At 71.1% G+C, this 25,571-nt stretch carries 29 protein-coding genes, 1 tRNA gene and 1 riboswitch; of the genes, 9 read left to right on the forward strand and 21 right to left on the reverse strand.

What is annotated here, in order from left to right; genetic code table 11:
• Nucleotides 1–23: 23 nt before the first annotated feature.
• Genes AB0L74_RS04130 through AB0L74_RS04140 form a run of 3 tightly spaced genes read right to left on the reverse strand, consistent with a single transcriptional unit; the run spans nt 24 to nt 2,669 of the window.
• Nucleotides 24–992 carry an ATP-binding cassette domain-containing protein gene (locus AB0L74_RS04130; RefSeq protein WP_365645348.1) on the reverse strand — a complete coding sequence of 323 codons (969 nt, stop codon included), beginning with the start codon at nt 990–992 and terminating at the stop codon, nt 24–26.
• Between the two features lie 5 nt (nt 993–997).
• Nucleotides 998–1,861, reverse strand: coding sequence for an ABC transporter permease (locus tag AB0L74_RS04135; RefSeq protein ID WP_365645550.1), 864 nt, complete (start codon nt 1,859–1,861; stop codon nt 998–1,000).
• Nucleotides 1,862–1,868: 7 nt separating this feature from the next.
• On the reverse strand, nt 1,869–2,669 hold the full coding sequence (locus AB0L74_RS04140) for an ABC-2 family transporter protein (RefSeq protein ID WP_365645552.1): 801 nt from the start codon (nt 2,667–2,669) through the stop codon (nt 1,869–1,871).
• A 198-nt stretch (nt 2,670–2,867) separates the two neighbouring features.
• On the opposite strand from AB0L74_RS04140, the gene AB0L74_RS04145 reads away from it, so the two are divergent.
• A complete protein-coding gene (locus AB0L74_RS04145; protein WP_365645350.1) occupies nt 2,868–5,231 on the forward strand; it encodes a transglycosylase domain-containing protein in 2,364 nt (787 codons plus the stop codon).
• Between the two features lie 10 nt (nt 5,232–5,241).
• Here AB0L74_RS04145 and AB0L74_RS04150 read toward each other — a convergent pair whose 3' ends face one another.
• The 3 genes from AB0L74_RS04150 to AB0L74_RS04160 all read right to left on the reverse strand — a co-directional run bounded on the left by AB0L74_RS04150 (nt 5,242) and on the right by AB0L74_RS04160 (nt 6,534).
• Complete coding sequence (locus tag AB0L74_RS04150) at nt 5,242–5,562, reverse strand: multidrug efflux SMR transporter (protein ID WP_029381646.1); 321 nt, start codon at nt 5,560–5,562, stop codon at nt 5,242–5,244.
• Nucleotides 5,563–5,602: 40 nt separating this feature from the next.
• Nucleotides 5,603–5,676, reverse strand: a riboswitch (guanidine-III (ykkC-III) riboswitch).
• 107 nt (nt 5,677–5,783) lie between these two features.
• Nucleotides 5,784–6,140, reverse strand: coding sequence for a co-chaperone GroES (locus tag AB0L74_RS04155; protein WP_029381647.1), 357 nt, complete (start codon nt 6,138–6,140; stop codon nt 5,784–5,786).
• 64 nt (nt 6,141–6,204) lie between these two features.
• Nucleotides 6,205–6,534: a DUF3618 domain-containing protein gene (locus AB0L74_RS04160; RefSeq protein ID WP_365645353.1), complete on the reverse strand. Its 330-nt coding sequence runs from the start codon at nt 6,532–6,534 to the stop codon at nt 6,205–6,207.
• Nucleotides 6,535–6,628: 94 nt separating this feature from the next.
• On the opposite strand from AB0L74_RS04160, the gene bcp reads away from it, so the two are divergent.
• Both bcp and AB0L74_RS04170 read left to right on the forward strand, forming a co-directional pair.
• Entirely contained in the window at nt 6,629–7,096 is a 468-nt protein-coding gene (bcp, locus tag AB0L74_RS04165; RefSeq protein ID WP_365645355.1) for a thioredoxin-dependent thiol peroxidase, read from the forward strand.
• 60 nt (nt 7,097–7,156) lie between these two features.
• Nucleotides 7,157–7,231, forward strand: a tRNA-Leu gene (locus AB0L74_RS04170).
• A gap of 75 nt (nt 7,232–7,306) precedes the next feature.
• On the opposite strand, the gene rdgB is transcribed toward AB0L74_RS04170, so the two are convergent.
• The 4 genes from rdgB to AB0L74_RS04190 form a co-directional block, all read right to left on the reverse strand.
• Nucleotides 7,307–7,909, reverse strand: coding sequence for an RdgB/HAM1 family non-canonical purine NTP pyrophosphatase (gene rdgB / locus AB0L74_RS04175; RefSeq protein WP_164394392.1), 603 nt, complete (start codon nt 7,907–7,909; stop codon nt 7,307–7,309).
• Between the two features lie 34 nt (nt 7,910–7,943).
• The gene (locus tag AB0L74_RS04180) at nt 7,944–8,345 is read right to left on the reverse strand and encodes a hypothetical protein (RefSeq protein ID WP_365645357.1); all 402 of its coding nucleotides are present in this window, start codon (nt 8,343–8,345) and stop codon (nt 7,944–7,946) included.
• Nucleotides 8,346–8,467: 122 nt separating this feature from the next.
• Nucleotides 8,468–9,205: a ribonuclease PH gene (gene rph, locus AB0L74_RS04185; RefSeq protein WP_365645359.1), complete on the reverse strand. Its 738-nt coding sequence runs from the start codon at nt 9,203–9,205 to the stop codon at nt 8,468–8,470.
• 98 nt (nt 9,206–9,303) lie between these two features.
• Complete coding sequence (locus tag AB0L74_RS04190; RefSeq protein ID WP_029381653.1) at nt 9,304–9,537, reverse strand: glucose PTS transporter subunit EIIB; 234 nt, start codon at nt 9,535–9,537, stop codon at nt 9,304–9,306.
• Between the two features lie 186 nt (nt 9,538–9,723).
• Here AB0L74_RS04190 and AB0L74_RS04195 point away from each other — a divergent pair, with 186 nt between their 5' ends.
• Both AB0L74_RS04195 and AB0L74_RS04200 read left to right on the forward strand, forming a co-directional pair.
• Nucleotides 9,724–11,013: a PTS transporter subunit EIIC gene (locus tag AB0L74_RS04195; protein ID WP_365645361.1), complete on the forward strand. Its 1,290-nt coding sequence runs from the start codon at nt 9,724–9,726 to the stop codon at nt 11,011–11,013.
• A 273-nt stretch (nt 11,014–11,286) separates the two neighbouring features.
• Complete coding sequence (locus tag AB0L74_RS04200; protein ID WP_365645363.1) at nt 11,287–12,549, forward strand: PTS transporter subunit EIIC; 1,263 nt, start codon at nt 11,287–11,289, stop codon at nt 12,547–12,549.
• Between the two features lie 100 nt (nt 12,550–12,649).
• On the opposite strand, the gene AB0L74_RS04205 is transcribed toward AB0L74_RS04200, so the two are convergent.
• Nucleotides 12,650–13,402, reverse strand: a complete 753-nt coding sequence (locus tag AB0L74_RS04205; RefSeq protein ID WP_365645365.1) for an MBL fold metallo-hydrolase — start codon at nt 13,400–13,402, stop codon at nt 12,650–12,652.
• A gap of 204 nt (nt 13,403–13,606) precedes the next feature.
• Here AB0L74_RS04205 and AB0L74_RS04210 point away from each other — a divergent pair, with 204 nt between their 5' ends.
• Nucleotides 13,607–14,074 (forward strand): type II toxin-antitoxin system PemK/MazF family toxin, encoded by a 468-nt coding sequence (locus AB0L74_RS04210; RefSeq protein WP_365645367.1) that lies wholly within the window; start codon nt 13,607–13,609, stop codon nt 14,072–14,074.
• Nucleotides 14,075–14,081: 7 nt separating this feature from the next.
• Here AB0L74_RS04210 and AB0L74_RS04215 read toward each other — a convergent pair whose 3' ends face one another.
• The 7 genes from AB0L74_RS04215 to clpS all read right to left on the reverse strand — a co-directional run bounded on the left by AB0L74_RS04215 (nt 14,082) and on the right by clpS (nt 19,013).
• Nucleotides 14,082–15,032, reverse strand: a complete 951-nt coding sequence (locus tag AB0L74_RS04215) for a cysteine synthase (protein ID WP_365645369.1) — start codon at nt 15,030–15,032, stop codon at nt 14,082–14,084.
• A gap of 6 nt (nt 15,033–15,038) precedes the next feature.
• Nucleotides 15,039–15,317, reverse strand: coding sequence for a MoaD/ThiS family protein (locus tag AB0L74_RS04220; RefSeq protein ID WP_029381659.1), 279 nt, complete (start codon nt 15,315–15,317; stop codon nt 15,039–15,041).
• 101 nt (nt 15,318–15,418) lie between these two features.
• The gene (locus AB0L74_RS04225) at nt 15,419–15,514 is read right to left on the reverse strand and encodes a putative leader peptide (RefSeq protein WP_310873142.1); all 96 of its coding nucleotides are present in this window, start codon (nt 15,512–15,514) and stop codon (nt 15,419–15,421) included.
• Nucleotides 15,515–15,618: 104 nt separating this feature from the next.
• The gene (locus AB0L74_RS04230; protein WP_365645372.1) at nt 15,619–16,041 is read right to left on the reverse strand and encodes a M67 family metallopeptidase; all 423 of its coding nucleotides are present in this window, start codon (nt 16,039–16,041) and stop codon (nt 15,619–15,621) included.
• 136 nt (nt 16,042–16,177) lie between these two features.
• Nucleotides 16,178–17,614, reverse strand: coding sequence for an amino acid permease (locus AB0L74_RS04235; protein ID WP_365645374.1), 1,437 nt, complete (start codon nt 17,612–17,614; stop codon nt 16,178–16,180).
• A gap of 484 nt (nt 17,615–18,098) precedes the next feature.
• Nucleotides 18,099–18,710 carry a DUF2017 domain-containing protein gene (locus AB0L74_RS04240; RefSeq protein ID WP_365645376.1) on the reverse strand — a complete coding sequence of 204 codons (612 nt, stop codon included), beginning with the start codon at nt 18,708–18,710 and terminating at the stop codon, nt 18,099–18,101.
• 12 nt (nt 18,711–18,722) lie between these two features.
• The gene (clpS, locus tag AB0L74_RS04245) at nt 18,723–19,013 is read right to left on the reverse strand and encodes an ATP-dependent Clp protease adapter ClpS (protein ID WP_365645554.1); all 291 of its coding nucleotides are present in this window, start codon (nt 19,011–19,013) and stop codon (nt 18,723–18,725) included.
• 105 nt (nt 19,014–19,118) lie between these two features.
• On the opposite strand from clpS, the gene AB0L74_RS04250 reads away from it, so the two are divergent.
• Together AB0L74_RS04250 and AB0L74_RS04255 are read left to right on the forward strand one after the other, a co-directional pair.
• Entirely contained in the window at nt 19,119–20,465 is a 1,347-nt protein-coding gene (locus AB0L74_RS04250; RefSeq protein WP_365645378.1) for a nicotinate phosphoribosyltransferase, read from the forward strand.
• A gap of 196 nt (nt 20,466–20,661) precedes the next feature.
• Nucleotides 20,662–21,249 (forward strand): nicotinamidase, encoded by a 588-nt coding sequence (locus AB0L74_RS04255; protein ID WP_365645380.1) that lies wholly within the window; start codon nt 20,662–20,664, stop codon nt 21,247–21,249.
• Nucleotides 21,250–21,284: 35 nt separating this feature from the next.
• On the opposite strand, the gene AB0L74_RS04260 is transcribed toward AB0L74_RS04255, so the two are convergent.
• Nucleotides 21,285–21,629, reverse strand: a complete 345-nt coding sequence (locus AB0L74_RS04260) for a hypothetical protein (RefSeq protein WP_365645382.1) — start codon at nt 21,627–21,629, stop codon at nt 21,285–21,287.
• 122 nt (nt 21,630–21,751) lie between these two features.
• Nucleotides 21,752–24,103 (reverse strand): immune inhibitor A domain-containing protein, encoded by a 2,352-nt coding sequence (locus tag AB0L74_RS04265; RefSeq protein ID WP_365645384.1) that lies wholly within the window; start codon nt 24,101–24,103, stop codon nt 21,752–21,754.
• Nucleotides 24,104–24,462: 359 nt separating this feature from the next.
• Here AB0L74_RS04265 and AB0L74_RS04270 point away from each other — a divergent pair, with 359 nt between their 5' ends.
• A complete protein-coding gene (locus AB0L74_RS04270; RefSeq protein WP_365645386.1) occupies nt 24,463–24,765 on the forward strand; it encodes a hypothetical protein in 303 nt (100 codons plus the stop codon).
• A gap of 3 nt (nt 24,766–24,768) precedes the next feature.
• Here the strand turns inward: AB0L74_RS04270 and AB0L74_RS04275 are convergent, their stop codons facing one another.
• A complete protein-coding gene (locus AB0L74_RS04275; protein WP_365645388.1) occupies nt 24,769–25,473 on the reverse strand; it encodes an RDD family protein in 705 nt (234 codons plus the stop codon).
• Nucleotides 25,474–25,571 lie beyond the last annotated feature (98 nt).

Here is a 25,571-nt window from a genome sequence, read left to right on the forward strand (position 1 = left end):
CTACGGGGCGGTCGCGCACGGCACTACGCGCTTGCCCGATCCTCGTACATCCGCGCGATCACGGTCTCGATGTCCGGCTCCCGCACCGACAGGTCGACCAGCGGGTACTCCGCCGCGATCCGCGCCACCAGAGCGGCCGCCGGCTGGGACGCCGGGAACGCCAGCCACTGCCGGGGCCCCTCCACCCGCACCACCCGCGCCGGTGCCGGGGCGTCGATCGGGGGCAGCTCCCGCGCCAGGTCCACCACCAGGGTCCGTTCGCTCTCCCCCGCCTCGTGCAGCCCGGCCACCGGGCCGTCGTACATCAGCCGCCCGTGGTCGATGACCATCACCCGCGAGCACAGCTGCTCGATGTCCTGGAGGTCGTGCGTGGTCAGCAGCACCGTGGTGCCGCGCTCGGCGTTCAGGTCCCGCAGGAACTCCCGCACTCTCCCCTTGGAGACCACGTCCAGGCCGATCGTCGGCTCGTCGAGGTAGAGCACCTCCGGATCGTGCAGCAGGGCCGCCGCGATGTCGCCGCGCATCCGCTGGCCCAGCGACAGCTGCCGCACCGGGACGTCCAGCAGACCGCCCAGTCCGAGCAGTTCCACGCACCGGTCGAGGTTCTCCCGGTAGCGGGCGTCCGGGATGCGGTACATGCGGTGCGCGAGCCGGTAGGAGTCGATCAGCGGCAGATCCCACCACAGGGTCGTACGCTGCCCGAACACCACCCCGATGCGGTGCGCCAGCCGGGTCCGCTCCCGGGAGGGGTCGATGCCGGCCACCCGCAGCCGGCCCCCGCTCGGGGTGAGGATGCCGGTGAGCATCTTGATCGTGGTGGACTTCCCGGCGCCGTTCGGCCCGATGTAGCCGACCATCTCCCCCCGCGCCACGGTGAACGACAGCCCGTCCACCGCCCGCACCCGCCGCCGCTCCCGTTTGAGGAAGCCCGTCCTGCGGCGCACGTCGAAGACCTTCTCGACCCCGTCGAGCACGATGAAACCGTCGTCCATGATCCCTAGCTCCCCGTACTCCGGTAGGAACGCAGCCCCGCCCGCCACGCCAGCCCGGCCAGCGCGCAGCACACCCCGGCGGCCACCGGCGAGGCGAACGCCGTCCACGACGGCAGATCCAGCGGATACGGCCGCCCCAGCACATACGACGCCGGCAGCCAGTTGACGAACGCCAGCGGCAGCACGAACGTCACCCCCCGCACCAGCTCCTGCGCGAACAGCACCGGCGGGTACTGGAGCAGCGTCGTCCCGCCGTAGGTGAACGCGTTCGACACCTCGGCCGCGTCCTGGGCCGCGAACTGGAACGCCGCCCCCGCCACGAACACCGCGCAGAAGATCGCCGCCCCGCTCACCACCATCACCGGCATCAGCAGCAGCCTGTCCGGCGTCCAGTCCGCCTCGACCGCCGCCAGCGCCCAGCCCAGCACCAGCGCGCCCTGCGCGAGCCGGCCCACGCGGCGCAGCGCGAACCGGTCCGCCGCCAGCTGCGCCAGCACCGGCGCCGGGCGCACCAGCAGCGTGTCCAGCGTGCCGTCCCGCACCCGGCGCCCCAGCCGCTCCACCGAGCCGATCGCGAGGTCGGCGAGTCCGAAGGCGAGATTGGACAGGCCGTACAGGAAGGCGATCTCCGGCAGCGACCAGCCGCCGAGCGCCTCCACCCGGGAGAACATCAGCAAAATCGCGACGAAGTCCAGCCCGGTCACCACGAAACTCGCCACCGTGGTCATCACGAAGGACGCCCGGTAGGCCATCGTGGAGCGGATCCACATCGCCGCGATCAGCAGGTAGGCCCGCAGCCCCTCGGCCACCCGGCCGCCACCCGGCCCCCGCGCCACACCGCCCGGGCCGCCGCCGTCGCGCGGCCGCACGCCCGCCTCACCCACCCTGCACCACCACCCTCCGGGTCGCCGCCGACTGCACCAGCCGCCCCGCCGCCAGCAGCGCCAGCGCCCACCCGGCCTGGAAGGCGTACGTGCCCAGCGGATCGGCCTCCCCCAGCAGCACATCCGCCGGTCCCTGGAGCAGCGACGACCACGGCAGGGCCCGTACGACCTCCCCGAGCGCCCCCGGGAACACGTTCAGCGGCAGCAGCATCCCCGAGCAGAAGAACGCCGCGATCCACGCCAGTTGCAGCACCCCCGTGCCGTCCAGCAGCCAGAACGCCGACAGCGCCACCAGGAACCGGATCGCGAAGCTCACCACCATCGCCAGCGCCACCGCGACCGCGAACGCCGCCCAGGCCGCCACGTCCCCGGGCAGCCGGGCCGGGAAGAACAGCGCCCCGACGGCGAACGGCACCACCCCGCGCCCCAGCAGCTGGAACAGCGCCCGGCCCAGATCGGCGGCCAGCCACCACAGCTGGAGATCGGCCGGCCGGTACAGGTCGACGGCGATATCACCCGTCCGGATGCGTTCCATCAGTTCGTCCTCGACGCCCCCGCCGCCGATCGCCAGCGTGGACAAGAACGCCTGGCCGAGCCACACATAGGTGACCGCCTGCGCCTGGTCGTACCCCCCGAGCTGCGGATTCCGCGCCCACAGGGCCAGATGGACCTGGACCAGGATCAGTCCGAAGACGGTGTTGGTGAACACCCCGGCCGCAGTGGCCGCCCGATAGGTCGCGTACCGTCGGAAGCCCCCCGCCGCCACGGCCGCGTACAACCGCCCCGCGCCCACACCCACCGCCCTCCTGACCCGCCGGGCACCGAAGCGCAGGAGCCTAGTGCGCCGGCCGTCGGCGAGCCACGGGATTTTTCGCGTGCGCGCCGGTCACCGGGAACGGAACGCGCGGTGCGGGAGTCTTCAGGGGGGACGCATTTGGCGTACGAGGCCGTACGGGAACGTACGACGCGACAACAGGAGTCCGTGCACGACATGAGCGACGAGCCGCAGCAGCCGAACAAGGGCTGGGCACCGGGCACGCCCCAGGCGGCCGACGAACCCGGAGGCGACAAGCCGACCACACGCAGGCGCACCGGCTGGCGCCGGCTGTTCCCCACCTGGCGGATGACGCTGGCCGTCTGCGTCGTCGGCCTGGTGCTGCTGGCCGGCGGCCTCTTCCTCGGCTACTCGCTGGTCAAGATCCCGCCCGCCAACGCGCTCGCCACCAAGCAGAGCAACGTCTTCCTGTACGCCGACGGCAGCCAGCTCGCGCGCGACGGCGAGGTCAACCGGGAGAGCGTCTCGCTCGCCCATATCTCCAAGGACGCCCAGCACGCCGTGCTGGCCGCCGAGGACCGCGACTTCTACACCGAGTCCGCCGTCGACCCCACCGCCATGATCCGCGCCGCCTGGAACACCGCCACCGGCAAGGGGAAGCAGTCCGGCTCGACCATCACCCAGCAGTACGTCAAGAACTACTACCTGGGCCAGGAGCAGACCGTCACCCGCAAGGTGAAGGAGTTCTTCATCGCGATCAAGCTGGACCGCGAGAAGAGCAAGAACGAGATCCTGGAGGGCTACCTCAACACCAGCTACTTCGGCCGCAACGCCTACGGCATCCAGGCCGCCGCCCAGGCGTACTACGGCGTGGACGCCACCGACCTGGACCCGGCCCGCGGCGCCTACCTCGCCGCCCTGCTCAACGCGCCCAGCGAGTACGACGTCATCGCCCACCCGGAGAACAAGGCCGCCGCCCAGAGCCGCTGGAACTACGTCCTGGACGGCATGGTCAAGAAGGGCTGGCTCACCCGGTCCGAGCGGGACGGCATGACGTTCCCCATGCCGAAGGAGACCACCGTCTCCACCGGCCTGTCCGGGCAGCGCGGCTACATCGTCCAGATCGTCACGGACTACCTGATCAAGAACAAGATCGTCGACGAGGAGTCCCTCGACGCGGGCGGCTACCGCATCACCACCACCCTGGAGAAGGACAAGCAGGACGCCTTCGTCAAGGCCGTCGACGACCAGCTGATGTCGAAGCTCGACCCCAACCGCGAGGTCGACACCTACGTCCGCGCGGGCGGTGCCTCCGTCGACCCGAAGACCGGCAAGGTCGTCGCGATGTACAACGGCATCGACTACGTGAAGCAGTACACCCCCAACGCCACCCGCCGCGACTTCCAGGTCGGCTCCACCTTCAAGCCGTTCGTGTTCACCTCGGCCGTCGAGAACGGATCCCGCACCCAGGACGGCCGCGCGATCACCCCGAACACCGTCTACGACGGCACCAACAAGCGGCCCGTGCAGGGCTGGGACGGCGGCTACTACGCCCCCGAGAACGAGGACCAGCACTCCTACGGCGGCATCACCGTCCGCGAGGCCACCGACAAGTCCGTGAACGCGGTCTACGCGCAGATGGCGGTCGACGTCGGCTCCGACAAGGTCAAGCAGACCGCGGTCGACCTCGGGCTGCCGGCCGACACCCCCAACATGTACCCGAGCCCGTCCATCGCCCTGGGCACGGCGACCGCCAGCGTGCTCGACATGGCCGAGGCCTACGCCACGCTCGCCAACCACGGCGAGCACGGCACGTACACGCTGGTCGAGAAGGTCACCAAGGACGGCAAGCAGGAGATCGAGCTGCCCGCCCGGCAGGAGCGGCAGGCCGTCAGCCGCCAGGCCGCCGACACCACCACCTCCGTGCTGCGCGGCGTCGTCCAGAACGGCACCGCCACCGCCGCCCAGAACGCCGGCCGCCCCGCGGCGGGCAAGACCGGCACCGCGGAGGAGGACACGGCGGCCTGGTTCGCGGGCTACACCCCCGACCTCGCCACCGTCGTCGCCGTCATGGGCCAGGACCCGGTGACCGCCCGGCACAAGTCGCTGTACGGCGTGATGGGCCTGCCGCGGATCAACGGCGGCGGCGCGCCCACCGACATCTGGGCCCAGTACACCCGGGACGCGCTGAAGGGCGAGCCGGTCCGCGACTTCGACCTCCGGCTCCAGGCCGGCGCCGACACCGTGCAGCCCCTGCCCGCGAGCCCCTCGGCCGGCGCGGGCTCGGGCGAGCCCACCGACGCCGCCACCCCGTCGGGCCGGCCGGAGGGCGCCAGCCCGTCGCCGGAGCCGAGCCAAAGCACCGGGGACGGCGCCGCGACCGAGGGCAGCGGCGCCGAGGACGGCGGCGCGGCCGCCGTCCCGACCGGCGGGACGGCGCCCGGCAGCGGCACGGGCGCCCCGCAGGACGGCACCGGCGAGGGCGGCGACACCGGCGGCGGCACGCCGGAGGGCGGCACCGGGGACGGCGGCGCCGGGCCGACGGCCGGGGCTCCGCAGCCCCAGTACCGCCGCGAGTGACGGTTCCCGGTCAGTGACCGGAGGTCGCCTTCAGCCCCACCACGGCGACCAGCAGCAGACAGATGAAGAAGATCCGGGCGGCGGTCGCCGGCTCACCCAGCACCACCATGCCGAGCACCGCCGCACCGGCCGCCCCGATGCCGACCCACACGCCGTAGGCGGTGCCGATGGGCAGGGTACGGGCGGCGTACGACAGCAGCACCATGCTGCCGACGATGCCGGCTCCGGTGAGCAGACTGGGGACGAGGCGGGTGAAGCCGTCGGTGTACTTCATCCCGATCGACCAGCCGACCTCGAGCAGACCCGCGACGATCAGCAGAACCCAGGCCATGACGGCACCTCCGAAAGCGAACGGCATAAGAACGGAACGGGGTGCGTCGTCTTTGCCTTCACCCGGTACGGCGCGTCTCGTCGGGGTCCTTCCAACGTAGCAAAGAAAGGCCGAAGGGGCCGGTGACGCTGGTCACCGGCCCCTTCGGGCGCCCACGGCCGACGAACCGCGGGACCACAGATCTGCTGATCTGCCGAGGCGCGCGGCCACGGCCCGGACGCCTACAGGTACAGCCCGGTCGAGTCCTCCGACCCCTCGAACCGGTCCGCGGCCACGGCGTGCAGATCGCGCTCGCGCATCAGCACGTACGCGACTCCCCGCACCTCCACCTCGGCGCGGTCCTCCGGGTCGAACAGGACCCGGTCGCCCGGCTCCACGGTCCGCACGTTCTGGCCCACGGCGACCACCTCGGCCCACGCCAGCCGGCGGCCGACCGCCGCCGTGGCGGGAATCAGGATTCCGCCCCCCGAACGCCGCTCGCCCTCGCTCGTGTCCTGCCGCACGAGTACGCGGTCGTGCAGCATCCGGATGGGCAGCTTGTCGTGCTGGGTGCTGTGCTCGTTTCTGTTGGCGCTCACGCCCCTGAACCTACCTGCCTTCGACGAGTCCGTGGACGGGTGGGTGGCCCGAAACCGGCCTTTGTCAGCTCTTGCGCCGCCGGCCGCCGAGGGCGAGCAGCCCCACCACGCCGACCACGACGAGGGCGACGGGCACGATCCGCTCCATCCGGGGCGCGCCCTCCTCGTCCACGAACCGCGCCCTCACATCGCTGACCGCGCGATTGACGCCGACGTAGGCCCGGCCGAGCGTGTGATCGACGTTGGCGACCACCTTGGCCTTCGCGTCCCCCATGATCGTCTTGGGGTGCACGCGCACCCCGATCTCGTCGAGCGTCTCGGCCAGCACCTCGCGACGGCGCCTGATGTCCGCCTCGATCTGCGCCGGGGTTCTCGTGTCCGACGTGTCCGCCACCGTACGGCCTCCGAAGTGAAGCTGATGCTGTTCTGGACAGTCTGTCAGCTTCCCGCCGCGCCGCACGGTCAGGACCCCCGGTTACGCTAGATCGATGAGCGAGCGACTCCAGCCCGGGGACGTGGCCCCCGCCTTCACCCTCCAGGACGCCGACGGCAACGAGGTGTCCCTCTCCGACTACCAGGGCCGCAAGGTCATCGTCTACTTCTACCCCGCCGCCCTCACCCCGGGCTGCACGAAGCAGGCCTGCGACTTCACGGACAACCTGGACCTCCTGGCCGGTGCCGGCTACGACGTCGTCGGCATCTCGCCCGACAAGCCGGAGAAGCTGGCCAGGTTCCGCGAGGCGGAATCGCTGAAGGTCACGCTCCTCGCCGACCCGGACAAGTCCGTGCTGGAGGCGTACGGCGCCTTCGGCGAGAAGAAGCTGTACGGCAAGACGGTCGTCGGCGTCATCCGCTCCACGGTGATCGTGGACGCGGAGGGCAAGGTCGAGCGGGCCCTGTACAACGTGAAGGCGACCGGGCACGTGGCCAAGGTCATCAAGGATCTGGGGATCTGAGGTCCCGTTCCCAGGCGGCGCAACGCCGCGGCCGCCGCCCAGTAGAGTAGGCGGCGCTGCGGGCCCGTACCCCAGCTGGCCAGAGGGCGCCGGTTTAGGTCCGGTGTGTCGTGGGTTCGAGTCCCACCGGGCCCATGCGGCGAAGGGGCCGTCCGAAACGGACGGCCCCTTCGTTCATCGTTCGGCGTTCGGCGTTCGGCGTTCGGCGTTTCAGCCCAGCAGCTCCCGCACCACCGGTACCAGCGCCCGGAACGCCTTCCCCCGGTGGCTGATGGCGTTCTTCTCCTGCGCCGTCAGCTCCGCGCAGGTGCGCGTCTCGCCCTCCGGCTGGAGGATCGGGTCGTAGCCGAAGCCGCCCGAGCCGGCGGGCTCGTGGCGCAGGACGCCCCGCAGCCGGCCCTCGACGACCCGTTCCGTGCCGTCGGGCAGGGCGAGGGCCGCGGCACAGGCGAAGTGGGCGGCACGGTGTTCGTCGGCGATGTCCGCGAGCTGGGCCAGGAGCAGGTCGAGATTGGCCTTGTCGTCGCCGTGGCGGCCGGCCCAGCGGGCGGAGAAGATGCCGGGGGCGCCGTTCATGACGTCGACGCACAGGCCGGAGTCGTCGGCGACGGCGGGCAGGCCGGTGGCCTGGGCGAGGGCGTGGGCCTTGAGCAGGGCGTTCTCGGCGAAGGTGACGCCCGTTTCCCTCACGTCGGGTACCTCGGGGTAGGCGTCGGCGCCCACCAGCTCGTGCGGCAGGCCGGCCTCGGCCAGGATGGCCTTCAGCTCGGTGATCTTTCCGGCGTTGCGGGTGGCGAGGATCAAGCGGGTCATGGGGTCCAGTATTCCGGTCCCCACGACCGCTCGCTCACGGCGTGCAGACCCGGGTCAGCTCGCCGGCCGCGTCGGTGACCGGGCCGATGTCGGGAGTGGCGTCGCCGTTCTCGACGGCCGTGCGGACGTTGCCGACGGCCTTGCCGAGGTCGTCGACGGCCTGGTTGACGTCGGCGTCGTCGGTCCTGTCGCCGATCTTGTTGAGGTTCTTCTCGATGGAGTCGAGGGACTCCCGGAGCCGGGCGGGGTCGTCGGCGGCGTTCTCCACGGCCTGCTGGAGCTCGGTGACGCTGTCGGCGATGGCGTCGGCGGTCTGGACGCAGTCGAGCGCCTTGTCGACGGCGTCGCAGCCGGTGGCCAGGGCGGCGGTGAGGGCGGTGGCGGCCAGGGCCGCGGCGGCGATGGCGGTGCGGCGGCGGCTGCGGGTCGCGGCCATGGGTGCGGTCCTCCCGTTCGGGCGGTGTGCTGGCGGGTGCGCCTGTGTGCGTAAGGACGCGGTGGCGGGCGGCCGAGTTGCGCGCCCGGCCGCCTCGCGTTCGCCCCCGCTTGGTGTGCTCTTTACCTTTCGAGGACCGTATCAAGCGCCTTGCGCTGGAGGGTGGCCAGTTCGGTGCAGCCGCCGACGGCGAGGTCGAGGAGGGCGTCGAGTTCCTCGCGGGCGAAGGGCTGGGCCTCGGCGGTGCCCTGGACCTCGACGAAGCGTCCGTCGCCGGTGCAGACGACGTTCATGTCGGTCTCGGCGCGCACGTCCTCTTCGTAGCAGAGGTCGAGCATGGGGACGCCGCCGACGATGCCGACGGAGACGGCGCCGACGGTGCCGGTGAGGGGACGGCGTCCGGCCCGGACGATCTTCTTGGCCTGGGCCCAGGCGACGGCGTCGGCGAGGGCGACGTAGGCGCCGGTGATGGCGGCGGTGCGGGTGCCGCCGTCGGCCTGGAGGACGTCGCAGTCGAGGACGATGGTGTTCTCGCCGAGGGCCTTGTAGTCGATGACGGCGCGCAGGGAGCGGCCGATGAGGCGGCTGATCTCGTGGGTGCGGCCGCCGATCTTGCCCTTGACGGACTCGCGGTCGCCGCGGGTGTTGGTGGCGCGGGGCAGCATGGAGTATTCGGCGGTGACCCAGCCTTCGCCGCTGCCCTTGCGCCAGCGGGGGACGCCTTCGGTGACGGAGGCGGTGCACAGGACCTTGGTGTCGCCGAAGGAGACGAGGACGGAGCCTTCGGCGTGCTTGCTCCAGCCGCGTTCGATGGTGACGGGGCGGAGCTGTTCGGGGGTGCGGCCGTCGATGCGTGACATGCGGCGAGCCTAGCCCGACACGCGCGAGGGCCCCGTCCCGCGGGGGGAGGGGGCCCGTACGGCGGTGAGGTCGCGGGCCGGTGCGGGCCCGCGGGCGCTCACATCATGTCTTCGATCTCCGCCGCGATCGGGTCGGCGTCGGTGCCGATGACGACCTGGATGGCGGTGCCCATCTTGACGACGCCGTGGGCGCCGGCGGCCTTGAGCGCGGCCTCGTCGACGAGCGAGGCGTCGGCGACCTCGGTGCGGAGCCGGGTGATGCAGCCCTCGACCTCTTCGATGTTGTCGATGCCGCCGAGCCCGGCAACGATCTTCTCAGCCTTGCTGGCCATGTTCTTTCTCCCTGATCCGAACCGCTTTGTCGCAGTAACCCACAGTTGGCCCATCTTCGCGAGCGGTCATGCGGTCTGTACCGAATGATGGCGTCACGACAGCGGAACCGTCGCCAACTGGTCTACACCACCGGTCGGACGGCCGCCAAACCGCCTCCCCGTTTCAGCGGACCGGATGGAGACCGGATGAGTTCCGACAGCGTGGACAGTCCCGCTCGCGCCCGCTGGAACAGTCTGTTCCAAGGGTTGCAGAAGATGGGCCGCAGCCTTCAGCTGCCGATCGCCGTGCTGCCCGCCGCGGGCATCCTGAACCGGCTCGGGCAGCCGGACGTGTTCGGGAAGGACGGGCTGGGCTGGACGTCGGTCTCCAAGGTGATGACGGGGGCCGGCGGGGCGCTGCTGGACGGCTCCCTGGGACTGCCGCTGCTGTTCTGCGTGGGCGTGGCGATCGGCATGGCGAAGAAGGCCGACGGTTCGACGGCGCTGGCGGCGGTGGCGGGGTTCCTGGTCTATTTCAATGTGCTGCGCCAGTTCCCCGAGGACTGCCCCGGGGGATCGGAGGCGGTACCGAATGTGGGCTGCCGGCTGGCGGACGGGTCGGTGACGGCTTTCACCTACCAGAATCCCGGGGTTTTCGGCGGGATCGTCATGGGGTTGATGGCGGCGTACTTCTGGCGGCGCTTCCACCGTACGAAACTGGTGGACTGGCTGGGATTCTTCAACGGCCGCCGGCTGGTGCCGATCATCATGGCGTTCGTGGCGATCCTCTTCGCGGCGCTGTGCCTGTGGGTGTGGCCGCCGATCGGGAACGCGCTGGAGAGTTTCAGCGACTGGCTGAGCGATCTGGGCGCGTGGGGCGCGGGCGTGTTCGGCCTCGCCAACCGGGCGTTGCTGGTGATCGGTCTGCACCAGTTCCTGAACGTGCCCATCTGGTTCCAGTTCGGCAGTTACACCAAGCCGGACGGGACGACCGTGCACGGCGACATCAACATGTTCCTGGCGGGCGATCCAGGCGCGGGCCAGTTCACCTCGGGCTTCTTCCCGATCATGATGTTCGCGCTGCCGGCGGCGGCGCTGGCGATCACCCACTGCGCCAAGCCGCACCGCCGCAAGGAGGTGGGCGGGCTGATGCTGTCGGTGGCGCTGACGTCGTTCGTCACCGGGATCACGGAGCCGCTGGAGTACTCGTTCCTGTTCATCGCGCCGGCGCTCTACGCGTTCCACGTGGTGCTGACCGGGGTGTCGATGGCGGTGACGTGGGGGCTCGGGGTCAAGGACGGGTTCAGTTTCTCGGCCGGGCTGATCGACTACGTGATCAACTGGAATCTGGCGACGCGGCCCTGGCTGATCATTCCGATCGGTCTGTGTTTCGCGGCCGTCTATTACGTCGTCTTCCGGTTCGCGATCACGAAGTTCGATCTCAAGACCCCGGGGCGGGAACCGGAGGAGGAGGTGGAGGACGTCACGAAGGCGTAGGACCCGCGTACGCTTTTCCCCCGGTCTTCCCAGGCCCCCGGACCCCCGGTCCGGGGGCCTTCGGCATACCGTCCCCGGGCACTGCGCGTGACGCTTTCGTCGCTGGAATCGCGGGTTCCTTATGTACCCTTCATCGTGCTACAACAGGTCTACACCACTACTGGTGTAGACCATGCGGCGCCATCCGGGACCGGGTGCCCCGCCGCTGGTTAGGAGACGCCGCCGTCCCCCCTTCCTTGTTCCCGGGCGGCGCCATGCCCACTGGAGGAAGTTGTGACCACCGCCAGCGCCGCCCCGGCGGCCGGTAAGAAGGGCGCCGGTGTGATGGCCGTGCTGCAGCGCATCGGCCGCAGCCTCATGCTGCCGGTGGCGGTACTGCCCGCCGCCGCCCTGCTGGTGCGCCTCGGCAACCCCGACATGCTGGGCCGCCCGGAGTTCCCCGCCTTCCTGACGAAGATCGCGGGCTTCATGGCGGCCGGCGGCAACGCCATCCTCGACAACATGGCGCTGCTGTTCGCCGTGGGCATCGCGATCGGTTTCGCGAAGAAGTCGGACGGTTCCACGGCGCTCGCCGCGGTCGTCGGTTACCTGGTCTTCAAGAACGTGCTGGCCACCTTCACCGACGAGAACCTGCCCCAGGTCGAGAAGGTCATCGACGGCAAGGTCGCCCTGGTGGACGCTCCGGTGGACGCCAAGGTCCTCGGCGGCGTGGTGATGGGCCTGGTCGTCGCCCTGCTCTACCAGCGCTTCCACCGCACCAAGCTGCCCGACTGGGCCGGCTTCTTCGGCGGCCGTCGTCTGGTGCCGATCCTGTCGGCCTTCGCGGGCCTGGTGCTCGGCATCGTCTTCGGGTACATCTGGCCGGTCCTCGGCACGGGGCTGCACAACTTCGGCGAGTGGCTGGTCGGCTCGGGCGCCGTCGGCGCGGGCATCTTCGGTGTCGCCAACCGTGCGCTGATCGCGATCGGCATGCACCACCTGCTCAACTCCTTCCCGTGGTTCCAGGCGGGCGAGTTCGAGGGCAAGAGCGGTGACATCGCCCGCTTCCTGGCGGGTGACCCGACCGCCGGCCAGTTCATGACCGGCTTCTTCCCGATCATGATGTTCGCCCTGCCGGCCGCCTGCCTGGCCATCGTGCACTGCGCCCGTCCCGAGCGCCGCAAGGTCGTCGGCGGCATGATGTTCTCCCTGGCGCTCACCTCGTTCGTCACGGGTGTCACCGAGCCGATCGAGTTCACGTTCATGTTCATCGCCCCGGTGCTGTACGCCGTCCACGCGGTCCTGACCGGTGTCTCGCTGGCGCTGACCTGGGCGCTGGGCATGAAGGACGGCTTCGGCTTCTCCGCCGGCGCGGTCGACTTCTTCCTGAACCTGGGCATCGCGACCAACCCGTGGGGCCTGGTCCTGGTCGGCCTGTGCTTCGCGGCGGTCTACTACGTCGTCTTCCGCTTCGCGATCACCAAGTTCAACCTGCCCACGCCGGGCCGTGAGTCCGACGAGGAGCTGGCGGAGCTGCGGAAGGCCGAGGCCAAGTAACCGCCTCCCCGCCGTACAGGCCAAGGCCCCGGAACCGGCATCGGTTCCGGGGCCTTCGCCGCATCCTCCGCGTCCGTCCGGTCCGTCTGGGTCCGGCCGGTCAGATCTCGTACGACGTTCCGGGCACCGCCAGCTCCACCGGCCCGCCGAAGACCGCGCGGGCGTCGGTCAGGTTGACCTCGGGGTCGGTCCACGGGGGGATGTGGGTGAGGACCAGGCGCCGGGCGCGGGCGCGGGTGGCGGTCTCGCCCGCCTCGCGGCCGTTGAGGTGCAGGTCCGGGATGTTCTCCTTGCCGTGCGTGAAGGCGGCCTCGCACAGGAACAGGTCGGCCTCCCGGGCGAGTTCGTCCAGGGCCGCGCTGACCCCGGTGTCGCCGGAGTACGTGAGCGACCGGCCGCCGTGTTCGACGCGGATGCCGTAGGCCTCCACGGGGTGGGCGACGCGTTCGGTGTGCACGGTGAACGGGCCGATCTCGAAGGTGCCCGGCTTGACCGTGTGGAAGTCGAAGACCTCGCTCATGGAGGAGGCGGTGGGGGTGTCGGCGTAGGCGGTGGTCAGCCGGTGCTCGGTGCCCTCGGGTCCGTAGACGGGCAGCGGGGCGCAGCGGCCTCCGTCGTGCCGGTAGTAGCGCGCCACGAAGTAGGCGCACATGTCGATGCAGTGGTCGGCGTGCAGGTGGCTGAGGAAGATCGCGTCGAGGTCGTAGAGACCGCAGTGGCGCTGCAGCTCGCCCAGGGCGCCGTTGCCCATGTCGAGGAGCAGCCGGAAGCCGTCGGCCTCGACGAGGTAGCTCGAGCAGGCCGATTCCGCGGACGGGAACGACCCCGAGCAGCCGACGACGGTGAGCTTCATGAAGCAGAAACCTCCGCTGGCGGTTGTGTGAAGAAACGGGGGTCGTGCGGTCCGTCGAGCGTAAGGCGCGGAACGTCGGGTCGCTCCTCCGCCAGGGGCCGTTGTGGGCGAACTCACCTGTGGTGTCACCGGTTCGGCTGGATGCGAGGCACCGGGGAAGGGCGCGGGGCGCGCGTCGGGGGCGCACGCCGGTACCGTCGTCGTATGGACACGTCCTGGTGGCCGGCGCTCGCGGCGGTGGTGGTGCTCGCGCTCGTCGTCGCGCTGGTGGACGGCTGGGGCCCGGGCCGGCGCGGGGCGCGCCGTTCGGGGCCGCCGGGGCATCCGCCGGGACGCCCGGCGGTACGCACGGTGCGCGGGGTCCGGCCGCGGCCGGCGGAGATCTGGTGGGCGGCCGTGCCCTACGAGGACCGGGCGGGCGCGAAGGACCGGCCGTGCCTGGTGATCTCGGTGCACGGGCGGCGGGCGCGGGTGGCCAAGATCACCAGCCGGTACCGGGACGAGCGCGCGGGGGTGATCCCGCTGCCGCCGGGCTCGGTCGGCGACGCGCGGGGCCGGACCAGCTTCCTGGAGACGGACGAGCTGCGGGAGGTCCCGGTACGGGACTTCCGCCGCCGGGTGGGGGTGGTGGACCCGGCCCTGTGGGACCAGGTCCGTCACCTGGCGACGTGAGCGGCCCTCAGGCCCAGAGCTGGCCCTGGAGGGTCTCGATGGCCTCCTCGGTGGTGGCCGCGGTGTAGACGCCGGTGGACAGGTACTTCCAGCCGCCGTCGGCGACGACGAAGACGATGTCCGCCCGCTCCCCCGCCTTGACCGCCTTGTTCCCGACGCCGAGGGCGGCGTGCAGGGCGGCGCCGGTGGAGACGCCCGCGAAGATTCCTTCCTGCTGGAGGAGTTCGCGGGCGCGGGTGACGGCGTCGGCGGAGCCGACCGAGAAGCGGGTGGTCAGGACGGAGGCGTCGTACAGCTCGGGGACGAAGCCCTCGTCGAGGTTGCGCAGGCCGTACACGAGGTCGTCGTAGCGCGGTTCGGCGGCGACGATCTTCACGTCCGGCTTGTGCTCGCGCAGATAGCGGCCGACGCCCATCAGGGTGCCGGTGGTGCCGAGCCCCGCGACGAAGTGGGTGACGGAGGGCAGGTCGGCGAGGATCTCCGGGCCGGTGGTCGCGTAGTGGGCACCGGCGTTGCCCGGGTTGCCGTACTGGTAGAGCATCACCCAGTCCGGGTGCTCGGCGGCCAGTTCCTTGGCGACCCGTACGGCGGTGTTGGAGCCGCCCGCGGCCGGCGAGGAGATGATCTCCGCGCCCCACATGCCGAGCAGGTCCCGGCGTTCCTGCGAGGTGTTCTCGGGCATCACGCACACGATGCGGTAGCCCTTGAGCTTGGCCGCCATGGCCAGCGAGATGCCGGTGTTGCCGCTGGTCGGCTCCAGGATGGTGCAGCCCGGGGTGAGGCGGCCGTCCTTCTCCGCCTGCTCGATCATGTGCAGGGCCGGGCGGTCCTTGATCGAGCCGGTGGGGTTGCGGTCCTCCAGCTTGGCCCAGACGCGGACGTCGTCGGACGGCGACAGCCGCGGCAGGCGCACCAGGGGGGTGTTGCCGACCGCGGCGAGCGGGGAGTCGTAACGCATCGCCGATCAGGCCATACCGCCGGCCACCGCCGGCAGGATCGTGACGTTGTCGCCGTCGGACAGCTTGGTGTCGATGCCGTCGAGGAAGCGGACGTCCTCGTCGTTCAGGTAGACGTTGACGAAGCGGCGCAGCTGACCGCCGTCCACGATGCGGTCCTGGATGCCCGCGTGACGGGTGTCGAGGTCGGCGAACAGCTCGGCGAGGGTGTTCCCGTTGCCCTCCACCGCCTTCTGGCCGTCGGTGTACTGGCGGAGGATGGTCGGGATGCGGACCTCGATGGCCATGGCTCAGGGCTCCTGTCGGGAGATGTCGGAGGTTCGAAGGGCGCGCGGCGGCGCGCGCGGTGGCACGCCGCGGCGGCTCACGGCCGTACGGCGGCGGAGGGTCAACAGATGGCGCTGTTCAGCCTGCACAGGTCGACGTGCAGCCGCGCCACGAGCAGCGTGCCCGGCGCCTTTTCGCTCACGTCGAGAAGAACCATGGGCTCATCGTATCGATTCCCGGTCCGTCCTCCGGAATGTGATCTCACCAGCCGGACGGCGGGCATCCGCAGGGCGAGACCGGGGGTGCGGGCCGCGGTGCGGGTCAGTACGACTCCACCACCTTGACCTCCTCCTCCGTGACCTCGCCCGCGACGATCCGGAACGAGCGGAACTGGAACTCGCCGACGCCGTCGGCGTCCGCGGTGGACACCAGGACGTAGTGGGCGCCGGGCTCGTTGGCGTAGGAGATGTCGGTGCGGGAGGGGTATGCCTCGGTGGCGGTGTGGGAGTGGTAGATGACGACCGGTTCCTCATCGCGGTCGTCCATCTCGCGGTAGAGCTTGAGCAGGTCCTGCGAGTCGAACTCGTAGAAGGTGGGCGAGCGGGCGGCGTTCAGCATCGGGATGAAGCGCTCGGGGCGGCCCGCGCCCACGGGGCCGGCGATCACGCCGCACGCCTCGTCGGGGTGGTCCTCGCGCGCGTGGGCGACGATCTGGTCGTACAGGGCCTGGGTGATGGTCAGCATGTCGGCCAGGATAAGCAAAGGGCCGTTCCGTACCGAGGGATGGTACGGAACGGCCCACATGCCGGACGTCCTGAGCGGCGGCCGGCGGGGACGCCCTGAGGCGTCCCCGCATGCCGGACGTCCCGGGAGAGGTCCGTCAGCGCCTGCGGAAGGCGGCGGCCTCGGGGTTGCGGCGCTTGAGCACCCAGTAGGCGACGCCGAGGATCAGACCCCACAGCGGCGCGCAGTACAGGGAGATGCGGGCGTCCTTGTCGATGCCCATCATCACGATCACCATGGCGATGAACGCGAGCGCGAACCAGCTGGTGTACGGGGCGCCCGGGGCGCGGAACTCCGAGCGGGGCAGCTCGCCGCGGTCGGCCTTGGCGCGGTAGCGGATCTGGCAGATGAGGATGACGATCCACGCCCACATGCCGGAGATGGTGGCGAAGGAGACGACGTAGTCGAACGCCTTGCCGGGCCACTGGTAGTTGATCCAGACGCCCACCATCATCAGCGCGGCGGAGAACGTCGTGCCGATGAGCGGGGTGCCGCTGGCCGTCAGCCTGGTGAAGAGCTTCGGCCCCTGGCTGTTGAGCGCCAGGTCGCGCAGCATGCGGCCGGTGGAGTACATGCCGGAGTTGCAGGACGACAGGGCGGCGGTGAGCACGACGAAGTTGACGATGCCCGCGCCGGCGGCCAGGCCCATCTTCTCGAAGGCGGCCACGAAGGGGCTGACGCCCGGCTGGAAGTGGGTCCACGGCACGACCGAGAGGATCATGATGAGCGCGCCGACGTAGAAGACGGCGATGCGCCACGGCACGGTGTTGATCGCCTTGGGCAGCACGGTCTTGGGGTCCTTGGACTCGCCCGCGGTGACACCGACCAGCTCGACGGCGAGGAAGGCGAACATGACCATCTGGAGGGTCATGAGGGTCTCGCCGATGCCGTTGGGGAAGAAGCCGCCGTGGCTCCACAGGTGGCTCACCGAGGCGGTGTCCCCGGCGTCGGAGAAGCCGAGGGTCAGGATGCCCGCGCAGATCAGGATCATGCCGATGATCGCGGTGACCTTGACCATGGAGAACCAGAACTCCAGCTCACCGAAGAGCTTCACGGAGATCAGGTTGGCGCCGTAGAGGATGACGGTGAAGATCAGGGCCGAGAGCCACTGCGGGATGTCCCACCAGTACGTCATGTAGGCGGCCGCGGCGGTGACCTCGGTGATGCCGGTGACCACCCAGAACAGCCAGTACGTCCAGCCGGTCACGAAGCCCGCGAAGGGACCGATGAACTCGCGGGCGTAGTCCGAGAACGAGCCGGACACCGGGCGGTACAGCAGCAGTTCGCCGAGCGCCCGCATGATGAGGAAGATGACGAAGCCCGCGATGGCGTACGCCAGGATCAGGCTGGGCCCCGCTTTGGAGATGCCCTTGCCCGCGCCGAGGAACAGGCCGGTGCCGATGGCGCCGCCGATGGCGATCATCTGGATCTGGCGGGCACCGAGCCCCCGCTGGTACCCCTCGCCACCGTCCGCCGTCGCGGCCGGCACGGCCCCATTGCCGTCGTGATGCTTGTCGACCTGCGCTGAGGTCATGAATGGTGCGCCTTTCTCCATGGCGATCCGAGCCGTCGCAGCGGCCTCGGATCGGGTCACGATCCCCCCGGATGTGGATGGAGCTGTGCCGAACCGGCGATCCGCCGGCGTGGTGGCGCCCCCCGCGCACAGGGGTGGCGCACGCGGGTGGTCGTGAAGATTTATCACGGCCGTCGCAATGATCGGACAGCGCGCCGTGAGACGCACCACATCAAAATTCGTCTGAAACGGGCAGAAGTGGGCGTAAAAGGCTTCCGCGGTAATCGGATCGTTATCCGGATCTGAGCGTCCTGTGAGCGAACACGAAACGAATCGAAAGCGGCAGCGGAGCGGAAGAAGGGCCCCCGGGGCAGGCCGGGCCGTTCGCGAGGAGCCCTGGACACCCCTGGCAAGGAGCCCCGGGCACCCCGCGTGAGGAAGCGCCGGGCACCGCGCGCACCCGCGGAACCCCTCGCAAGGGCCCCGCGAAGCGGGTGCGGACCCCTCAGGGCAGGAGCGTGGACACCAGCGTCTCCTGGAGGCCGCCCAGCCACAGGTAGGCCATCACCATCGGCTTGCGCGGGTCCTCGTCGGGCAGCCGGTAGAGCAGATCGGTGTCGTCCTCGTCGGTGATCTCCAGCCGGGCCCCGATCGCCAGGCGCAGGTCGTTGAGCGCGCCCAGCCACCGCCGGGACTCCTGCGCCGACAGCCTGAGCACGGCCCCGCCCTCGCCCGCCGCCTGAGCGGCCAGCGCGTCCAGCGACCGGACCACCGCGAGCGCGTTGTCGCGCTTTCCGGCGCGCAGGTCGTTCTCGGTGTAGCGGCGGAACTCGGCGGAGTACGCGCGGCGCTCCTCCGCGTCCCGCGCCGAGGCGGGCGCCTGCCCGGGGTCGGTGTAGGCGTCGGGGAACAGGCGCCGCAGCACCGGGTCGGAGGGCGGCTCGCTCGGGCCGTCGGCGAAGAGCTCGGCGAGCGGGTCGCCCGACGCCTCCTCGGCGGGGCCGGGGCCGATCAGCTCCAGGAGCTGCACGGCCAGCGACCGGATGATGGAGATCTCGACCTCGTCGAGGGCGACGGCCGCGCCGCCGCCGGGGAGCGGTTCGAAGTGTCCGGGCATGGAGGGGATTCGCTACTTCCGGTCCTGCTGGAGGGTGGCCCACAGACCGTAGCCGTGCATGGCCTGCACATCGCGTTCCATCTCCTCGCGGGTTCCGCTGGAGACGACCGCCCGGCCCTTGTGGTGGACGTCGAGCATGAGCTTGGTGGCCTTGTCCTTGGAGTAGCCGAAGTACGTCTGGAAGACGTACGTCACGTAGCTCATGAGATTGACGGGGTCGTTGTGGACGATCGTCACCCACGGCACGTCCGGCTCGGGTACGGCGAAGGCCTCCTCCGCCGACGCTGTCTTCTCGATCTCCATGGGTGCGGCTGCCGTCACAAGGCCATGCTGCCACCACAGGGGGGTACTCGCACAAACGGACCCGCAAATCGTCAGACTGACGAAATGGGAGTACGATCCTTCGCCATGAACACAGCGGACCTTGGGCTGCCGGTGGACGTCCCCTCGACGGCGCTCTTCACGGACCAGTACGAGCTGACCATGCTGCAGGGCGCGCTGAAGGCGGGCACGGCCGGGCGGCGCAGTGTGTTCGAGGTCTTCACGCGGCGGCTGCCCAACGGGCGCCGCTACGGCGTCGTGGCGGGCACCGGGCGGGTGCTGGACGCGGTGGAGAACTTCCGCTTCGACGCGGGCGTCCTCGACTTCCTGCGGCGGCGCGGGATCGTCGACCAGCAGACCCTCGACTGGCTCGCCGGCTACCGCTTCTCCGGGGACATCTGGGGCTACCCCGAGGGCGAGGTGTACTTCCCGGGCTCGCCGATCATGCGGGTGGAGGGCTCCTTCGCCGAGTGCGTGCTGCTGGAGACCGTGATCCTGTCGATCCTCAACCACGACTCCGCCATCGCCGCCGCCGCCTCCCGCATGGCCTCCGCGGCCGGGGACCGCCCGCTGATCGAGATGGGCGCCCGCCGCACCCACGAGCTGTCCGCGGTGGCCGCCGCCCGCGCGGCGTACGTCGGCGGCTTCGCCTCCACCTCCGACCTGGCCGCCGGCTTCCGCTACAACATCCCCACCGTCGGCACCTCCGCCCACGCCTTCACACTGCTGCACGACAACGAGCGGGACGCCTTCCGCGCCCAGGTGGACTCCCTCGGCCGGGGCACGACGCTGCTGGTGGACACCTACGACGTCGGCGAGGCCGTCCGCACGGCCGTGGAGGTGGCCGGGACCGAGCTGGGCGCGGTGCGCATAGACTCCGGCGACCTGCTGCTGGTGGCGCACCGGGTGCGGCAGCAGCTCGACGAGCTGGGCGCCCGGAACACGAAGATCATCGTGACCTCGGACCTGGACGAGTACGCCATCGCCTCGCTGGCGGCGGCGCCCGTGGACGCCTACGGCGTCGGCACCCAGCTGGTGACCGGCTCCGGGCACCCGACGGCCTCGATGGTCTACAAGCTGGTCGCCCGCGCCGAGTCCGACGATCCGCGGGCCGCGCTGGTGCCGGTGGCCAAGAAGTCCAGCGGCGGCAAGACCTCCCTGGGCGGCCGCAAGTGGGCGGCCCGGCGGCTGGACGCGTACGGGGTCGCCGAGGCCGAGGTGGTCGGCACCGGGGCGGTGCCCGGGGAGCTGGCCGACCGGCAGCTGCTGGTGGAACTGGTCAAGGGCGGTGAGGTGGTCGCACGGGAGCCGCTGGACGCGGCGCGGGAGCGGCACACGGCCGCCCGTGCCAATCTGCCGCTGTCCGCCACCCAGCTCTCGCGCGGGGAACCCGTGATTCCGACGGAGTACGTCCAGGGACGCTCGGGTAGCTAAAGCGGGTGCGCCGCCCTACGCCCGACCCCGCCGCCCGTCCGCCCCGCCGTACCCCCTCCCGGGGGCGCGGGGCGGGGCCATAGGCTCGGAGGTTCACCGGCCGGGCGCGCACCCGGCGCCGCCGCCTCGCTCCCGGCCGCCTCCCCGCCGCGACCCCGACCCATCTGTGACCCCCATGAGCCGAAGGACACCGACCATGCGCCGCGCCTTGATCGTCGTAGACGTGCAGAACGACTTCTGCGAGGGGGGCAGCCTCCCGGTGGCCGGTGGCGCCGACGTGGCCGCCGCCATCACCGAGCTGATCGGGCAGGCACCCGCCGGCTACCGGCACGTGGTGGCCACCCGGGACCACCACATCGCCCCCGGCGGCCACTTCGCGGACCACCCCGACTACGTCCACTCCTGGCCCGCGCACTGCGTCGCCGGCACGGAGGGCGTCGGCTTCCACCCGAACTTCGCCCCCGTCGTCGCCTCCGGCGCGATCGACGCCGTCTTCGACAAGGGGGCGTACTCGGCGGCCTACAGCGGCTTCGAGGGCAGGGACGAGAACGGGGTGTCGCTCGCCGACTGGCTCCGCTCCCGGGAGATCGACGAGGTCGACGTCGTCGGCATCGCCACCGACCACTGCGTACGGGCCACCGCCCTGGACGCCGTGCGCGAGGGGTTCCGTACGCAGGTGCTGCTGGACCTCACCGCCGGGGTGGGCGGCGAGAGCACGGAGCGGGCGCTGGAGGAGATGCGCGAGGCGGGCGTGGAGCTGACCGGCAAGCCGGTCGCCCCGTAGCGACGTACGCCCGTCCCCGCCGGGCCCCGGCCCGCTCAGGCCCGGGCCGCCGGGCGTCCGAGCAGCGCCCGGATGGGGCGCCACAGTTCCTGGACCAGGTCCGGGCCGGTCGCCGCCCCGTGGTCGGGGGCCGTGCGCCATATGAGCCCGTCCGGGTGGTGCAGGACCGCCGTGATCTCGTCCGGGGTCGGCGGGGCGGCGTTGCCGCGCAGGTAGACCGCCCGCAGTCCGAGGTTGCGCAGCCTGGTCAGGGCGCGCGCCCGGTTCGCGGCGTGCACCAGGACGCGCACCCGGCCGGGGCCGTCGGCGGCGGGGCCGGGCAGGTTGAGCGCCACGACCACCGAGCCGTCCGGCAGCTTGCAGAAACCTCCCGCGGCCATGTGGTCACACCCCCGTGTCAGCCGGTGTCAATAAGACAGTCACAGCACGCACCTAAACACGGATCGGCGGCGACCCGCCAGGGGGTCGCCGCCGATCGCGCTGTGACCTGCGTGAACGCGCGCTACTTCACCGCGGGCCCGACCTCGACGGAGATCGTGGAGCCGTTCCGGGCCTCCTTGACGATCTTGATCTTGGTGTTGGTGTCAGTGACCCGGACACCGCCGGTGGGGTTCGACTCGTCGTAGTAGTCGTCGCGGTGGTCGTCGAAGACCGGCACGCCCCGCGAGGACGGGACGCGGGTGGCGGCGTCCGCCTTGTGCAGGGTGATGCCGTCCGTGCGGTACAGGCTGAACGGCGAGTCGTACGCCTGGACGCGGTTGCGCATCAGCGTGCCGTCGGACCACCGCAGCGCGTCCGGGTGGGAGTCGACCGGCAGCAGCAGGCCGGTGCCCGGGTGGACGCTGGTGTTGTTGTCCGCCTGGGAGGTGTCCCACTTCCAGATCAGCAGGCCGTTCTGGTACGGGTAGTGCTCCACCCAGTCCGGGCGCGACGCGAAGCCGAAGTTGTACGGCCCGGTCTTCAGCGTCTTGTCGTACGACACGTACTGGCGGTTCTCGGCGATGTAGTACTGGGCGTAGTCCTTGGTGAAGGACGCGCCGACGCGGGAGAAGCCGCTCGCCGTCCAGGCCGGGTCCGCGCTCTCGGCGTCGTCGGCGAGGAGCGTCCCGCCGTCCGCCGTCACCGTGATCCGGTCCGCCGCGAAGCCCTTGAGGGCGACGCCGCCGTCGGTCTGGTAGCGGAAGCGGACGTCGATCTTCTGGCCGGCGTAGGCGTCGAGGGGGTACACCAGCTTCTGGTGGGCGTCGGCGCTGCCGGTCAGCGCCGGCTTGCCGCTGCCGTCGCGCGGGAGCGGCTGGCCGTCCGCCGTGCCGTCCAGGGGCGTCCAGGCGGCGCCGCCGTCGGTGGAGACCTCCGCGTACAGGTAGTCGTAGTTGGCCTCGATGTCGTACCAGCCGTCGAGGGTGAGGGCGGCCGACGCCTTGCCGGTGAGGTCGACGGAACGGGTCAGGGTGTTCTTGAGGTTGTCGCCGCTGCCGCTCCACCACTGGGTGCGCCCCTGGGCCGGGGCGACGATCTCGGTGGTGACCGCCTTGTCCGGGAGCTCGACGACGAGCGCCTGCTTGTCCTTGGTGTTGTACTCGGCGACACCCAGCGTGTGCCGCGAGGCCGTCGCGGCCTTGGCCGTGTCGTAGTTCAGCCAGCCGAGCTGGAGCTTGTCCCAGGCCGTCATGTCGCCCGGCAGGTCGCCGATCTCGCCCCGGCCGGTGCCGAGCCAGGAACCGGCGGACATCAGCGTCCAGAAGCCGGTGGAGTTGTCGCCGCCGGCGGTGTCGTAGTGGTCGGGCAGGCCGAGGTCGTGGCCGTACTCGTGGGCGAAGACGCCCAGCCCGCCGTTCTCCGGCTGGATGGTGTAGTCGCCGACCCAGACGCCGGTGTCGCCGATCTGCGTGCCGCCCAGCTTGTTCCGCGCGGGGCCGGTGGCGCCGGCGTCGGTGCCGAAGGCGTACCAGCGGTGGGCCCAGATGGCGTCCTCGCCCTGCGCCCCGCCGCCCGCGGACTCGTCCTCGCCGGCGTGCACGATCTGGAAGTGGTCGACGTAGCCGTCGGGCTCGTTGAAGTCGCCGTCGCCGTCGAAGTCGTAGCGGTCCCACTCGTCGAACTTCGCGACGTCGGCCTTGATGTCGGCGTCGGTGCGGCCGGCCGCCTTCTGCTGGGCGACCCACGCGGTCAGGCCGTCGCTGACGACGTTCCACACGCTGGGGCAGTTGGTGGAGCCGCAGGCGTTGTTGCCGTAGCGGGCCTCATTGTAGGGGACCTTGACCCAGTCGGAGACCTCGCCCTCGACCGAGTAGCGGCCCGAGGACTGCTTCTCGTAGTACTTCTTGACGGACTCGACGCCGTCGCCGGTCCCGAAGTACAGGTCCTCGTAGTGCTTCCGGTCGTAGTCCGCCTGCCAGGCCGTGGAGTTGTCCCCGGCGCGGTCCGGCGGGGCGATCTGGTTGTGCAGCGGGCCGGGGCCGCCGCCGTAGCGGCTGTCCGTCCGGTCGCCGAACTCGACCAGGATGGTGAAGATCCGGTCGGTCTTCTCCCGGCCGAGCTCGACGTACTTTCCGCCGCCCTTCCTGCCCTTGAGCCGGACGACCTTCGAACCCTCGCGTTCCGTGACCGCGGCCTGGCCGGATATGACCTGGTTCAGGGCCTCTTGGCGCTGGGCTTCCTGGGTCTTGCTGAGCGGGCCGTCGAGGTCGTGCGACTCCATCCCCTCGGCGGGGTGCGGGTCCTGCCGGTCCACGGCGGCCGGCCCGGTGGCCGGGCCGGCGTGCGCCACCGGCGCGGCGGAGAGCGTCGCGGCGGCCGCGGCGAGGACGACGGCGGTCGCCGCCGCCCGGAACGTCCGGGGTCTGCTGGTCACTTGAGATCCTCCCCCGCGTCCGCGTGCGCGGAAGGAGTGGCCCTGGACATGACGGGTCCGCGCACGCGTGATCAACGCGTGTAGTCAAGTGACGACATTTGACTAGACGTTCGCGGGAAAAGACAGACCTTGACTGGGGCAGATCAAGTGCACTATGCGGAGCCGCTGTTCGCTTTGCGGACGGATGACTCGGTGCGCCCCCCGCGCACCGGCACTGTTGGTCAGGTCACGCTTACCGTTCGTTCCCCTCGGGCAGGCAGCCCATTACAGTCGATTGGCAGAACGCCCGGAAGACACCGGAAAGCCAGGCCGACCGCCCGACCTTCCCCCCGATCCCCCCTTCCGAGGACACGATGGCCATGCCCCGTCCGACCTCCGCACAGCTCGCCTACGGTTCGTGCACCGTGATCTTGTCGGCGCTCGCCATGCTGCTGCTGTCAGGGACGAGTTCGGACGGGGGAAGCGCGTCGGTGGCGGCCATCGCCGTCATCGCCGTCGTCGCGCTCGGCCTCGGCGTGCTCGTGGCGCTGACGGTCCCGCTGCCCAAGGCGCGCGGGGCCGCGGCCGCTCGGCCCGCCGCCCCGGAGCCGGTGACGGCGGGCGGTGCCGCCGCCGCCTCCCGCGAGAGGGGCGAGCCGGTGCGGGAGCGGACGGCCTCCTGACCGTCAACGCGCGCTGACCACCACCGTCTTGGCCGCCTTGTCGTGCAGGCCCTGCTTGTAGGGCTTGTCGAAGAAGCTCCAACCGCCGGAGATGATCGTCCAGACGCAGGCGCAGCAGAACGCGAACGGGATCCACAGCACCGCCGCCCGCAGCAGCGAGGTCTGCACGGAGGGCGTGGCGCCGTTGTCCAGGTTGGCCACCCGCAGCCCCATCCACTTCTTGCCGAGGGTCTGCCCCGTCCGGGCGGTCATGAAGGTGTCGTAGGCGATGTAGAGCACGGCGGCGATCAGCGCCTGCCCGAACGACACCCCGGCCCCGACCTGCTCGTCGTTCATCCGGTACGCGTCGACGCCCAGCCCCCAGCTGAGCAGCCACACCACGGCGCCCACCAGGATCATGTCGATGACGCGCGCGAGCGTGCGCTTGGCGCTGTCGGCGAGCGGGGGCATGCCGGCGAGCGGATCGCCGGGAGGGCCGCCCCCGTACGGGTCACCGCCACCGCCGCCGTAGGGGCCACCGCCGCCGTAGGGACCGCCGCCGCCCTGGGGGCCGCCGGGGTGGGGCGGGGGCTGGTCTCCGCCGCCGTACGGGATGTCGTACGGCGAGCCGGAGCCAGGGCCGCCCGGGCCGGGCGGCGGGGGCTGCTTCCTGAACGGGTCGTCGTCCGGCGGCTGCTGACCGGAGCCGGGGGGCGGTTCGCTGCTCATGGCCCGAGTCGACCTCGAACGCCCCCGCCGCGCATCCGGCGAGCGGCCGTCCGGGGGTACGGAGCCGGACGGGCACCGTCCGGGGCGGCCCTTTCCCT

The organism is Streptomyces sp. NPDC052020, from assembly GCF_040680575.1.
Lineage (GTDB): Bacteria > Actinomycetota > Actinomycetes > Streptomycetales > Streptomycetaceae > Streptomyces.

Coding starts and splice junctions, on each gene's coding strand:
- AB0L74_RS04230 (WP_365645372.1), bottom strand. CDS start 16,041: ATGCTGACCATCACCCAGGCCCTGTACGACCAGATCGTCGCCCACGCG.
- rph (WP_365645359.1), bottom strand. CDS start 9,205: ATGTCACGCATCGACGGCCGCACCCCCGAACAGCTCCGCCCCGTCACC.
- rdgB (WP_164394392.1), bottom strand. CDS start 7,909: ATGACCCGCTTGATCCTCGCCACCCGCAACGCCGGAAAGATCACCGAG.
- AB0L74_RS04235 (WP_365645374.1), bottom strand. CDS start 17,614: ATGACCTCAGCGCAGGTCGACAAGCATCACGACGGCAATGGGGCCGTG.
- AB0L74_RS04255 (WP_365645380.1), top strand. CDS start 20,662: ATGCGCCGCGCCTTGATCGTCGTAGACGTGCAGAACGACTTCTGCGAG.
- AB0L74_RS04270 (WP_365645386.1), top strand. CDS start 24,463: ATGCCCCGTCCGACCTCCGCACAGCTCGCCTACGGTTCGTGCACCGTG.
- bcp (WP_365645355.1), top strand. CDS start 6,629: ATGAGCGAGCGACTCCAGCCCGGGGACGTGGCCCCCGCCTTCACCCTC.
- AB0L74_RS04150 (WP_029381646.1), bottom strand. CDS start 5,562: ATGGCCTGGGTTCTGCTGATCGTCGCGGGTCTGCTCGAGGTCGGCTGG.
- AB0L74_RS04260 (WP_365645382.1), bottom strand. CDS start 21,629: ATGGCCGCGGGAGGTTTCTGCAAGCTGCCGGACGGCTCGGTGGTCGTG.
- AB0L74_RS04250 (WP_365645378.1), top strand. CDS start 19,119: ATGAACACAGCGGACCTTGGGCTGCCGGTGGACGTCCCCTCGACGGCG.
- AB0L74_RS04195 (WP_365645361.1), top strand. CDS start 9,724: ATGAGTTCCGACAGCGTGGACAGTCCCGCTCGCGCCCGCTGGAACAGT.
- AB0L74_RS04130 (WP_365645348.1), bottom strand. CDS start 992: ATGGACGACGGTTTCATCGTGCTCGACGGGGTCGAGAAGGTCTTCGAC.
- AB0L74_RS04210 (WP_365645367.1), top strand. CDS start 13,607: ATGGACACGTCCTGGTGGCCGGCGCTCGCGGCGGTGGTGGTGCTCGCG.
- AB0L74_RS04240 (WP_365645376.1), bottom strand. CDS start 18,710: ATGCCCGGACACTTCGAACCGCTCCCCGGCGGCGGCGCGGCCGTCGCC.
- AB0L74_RS04225 (WP_310873142.1), bottom strand. CDS start 15,514: ATGGTTCTTCTCGACGTGAGCGAAAAGGCGCCGGGCACGCTGCTCGTG.
- AB0L74_RS04190 (WP_029381653.1), bottom strand. CDS start 9,537: ATGGCCAGCAAGGCTGAGAAGATCGTTGCCGGGCTCGGCGGCATCGAC.
- clpS (WP_365645554.1), bottom strand. CDS start 19,013: ATGGAGATCGAGAAGACAGCGTCGGCGGAGGAGGCCTTCGCCGTACCC.
- AB0L74_RS04275 (WP_365645388.1), bottom strand. CDS start 25,473: ATGAGCAGCGAACCGCCCCCCGGCTCCGGTCAGCAGCCGCCGGACGAC.
- AB0L74_RS04220 (WP_029381659.1), bottom strand. CDS start 15,317: ATGGCCATCGAGGTCCGCATCCCGACCATCCTCCGCCAGTACACCGAC.
- AB0L74_RS04180 (WP_365645357.1), bottom strand. CDS start 8,345: ATGGCCGCGACCCGCAGCCGCCGCCGCACCGCCATCGCCGCCGCGGCC.
- AB0L74_RS04205 (WP_365645365.1), bottom strand. CDS start 13,402: ATGAAGCTCACCGTCGTCGGCTGCTCGGGGTCGTTCCCGTCCGCGGAA.
- AB0L74_RS04215 (WP_365645369.1), bottom strand. CDS start 15,032: ATGCGTTACGACTCCCCGCTCGCCGCGGTCGGCAACACCCCCCTGGTG.
- AB0L74_RS04145 (WP_365645350.1), top strand. CDS start 2,868: ATGAGCGACGAGCCGCAGCAGCCGAACAAGGGCTGGGCACCGGGCACG.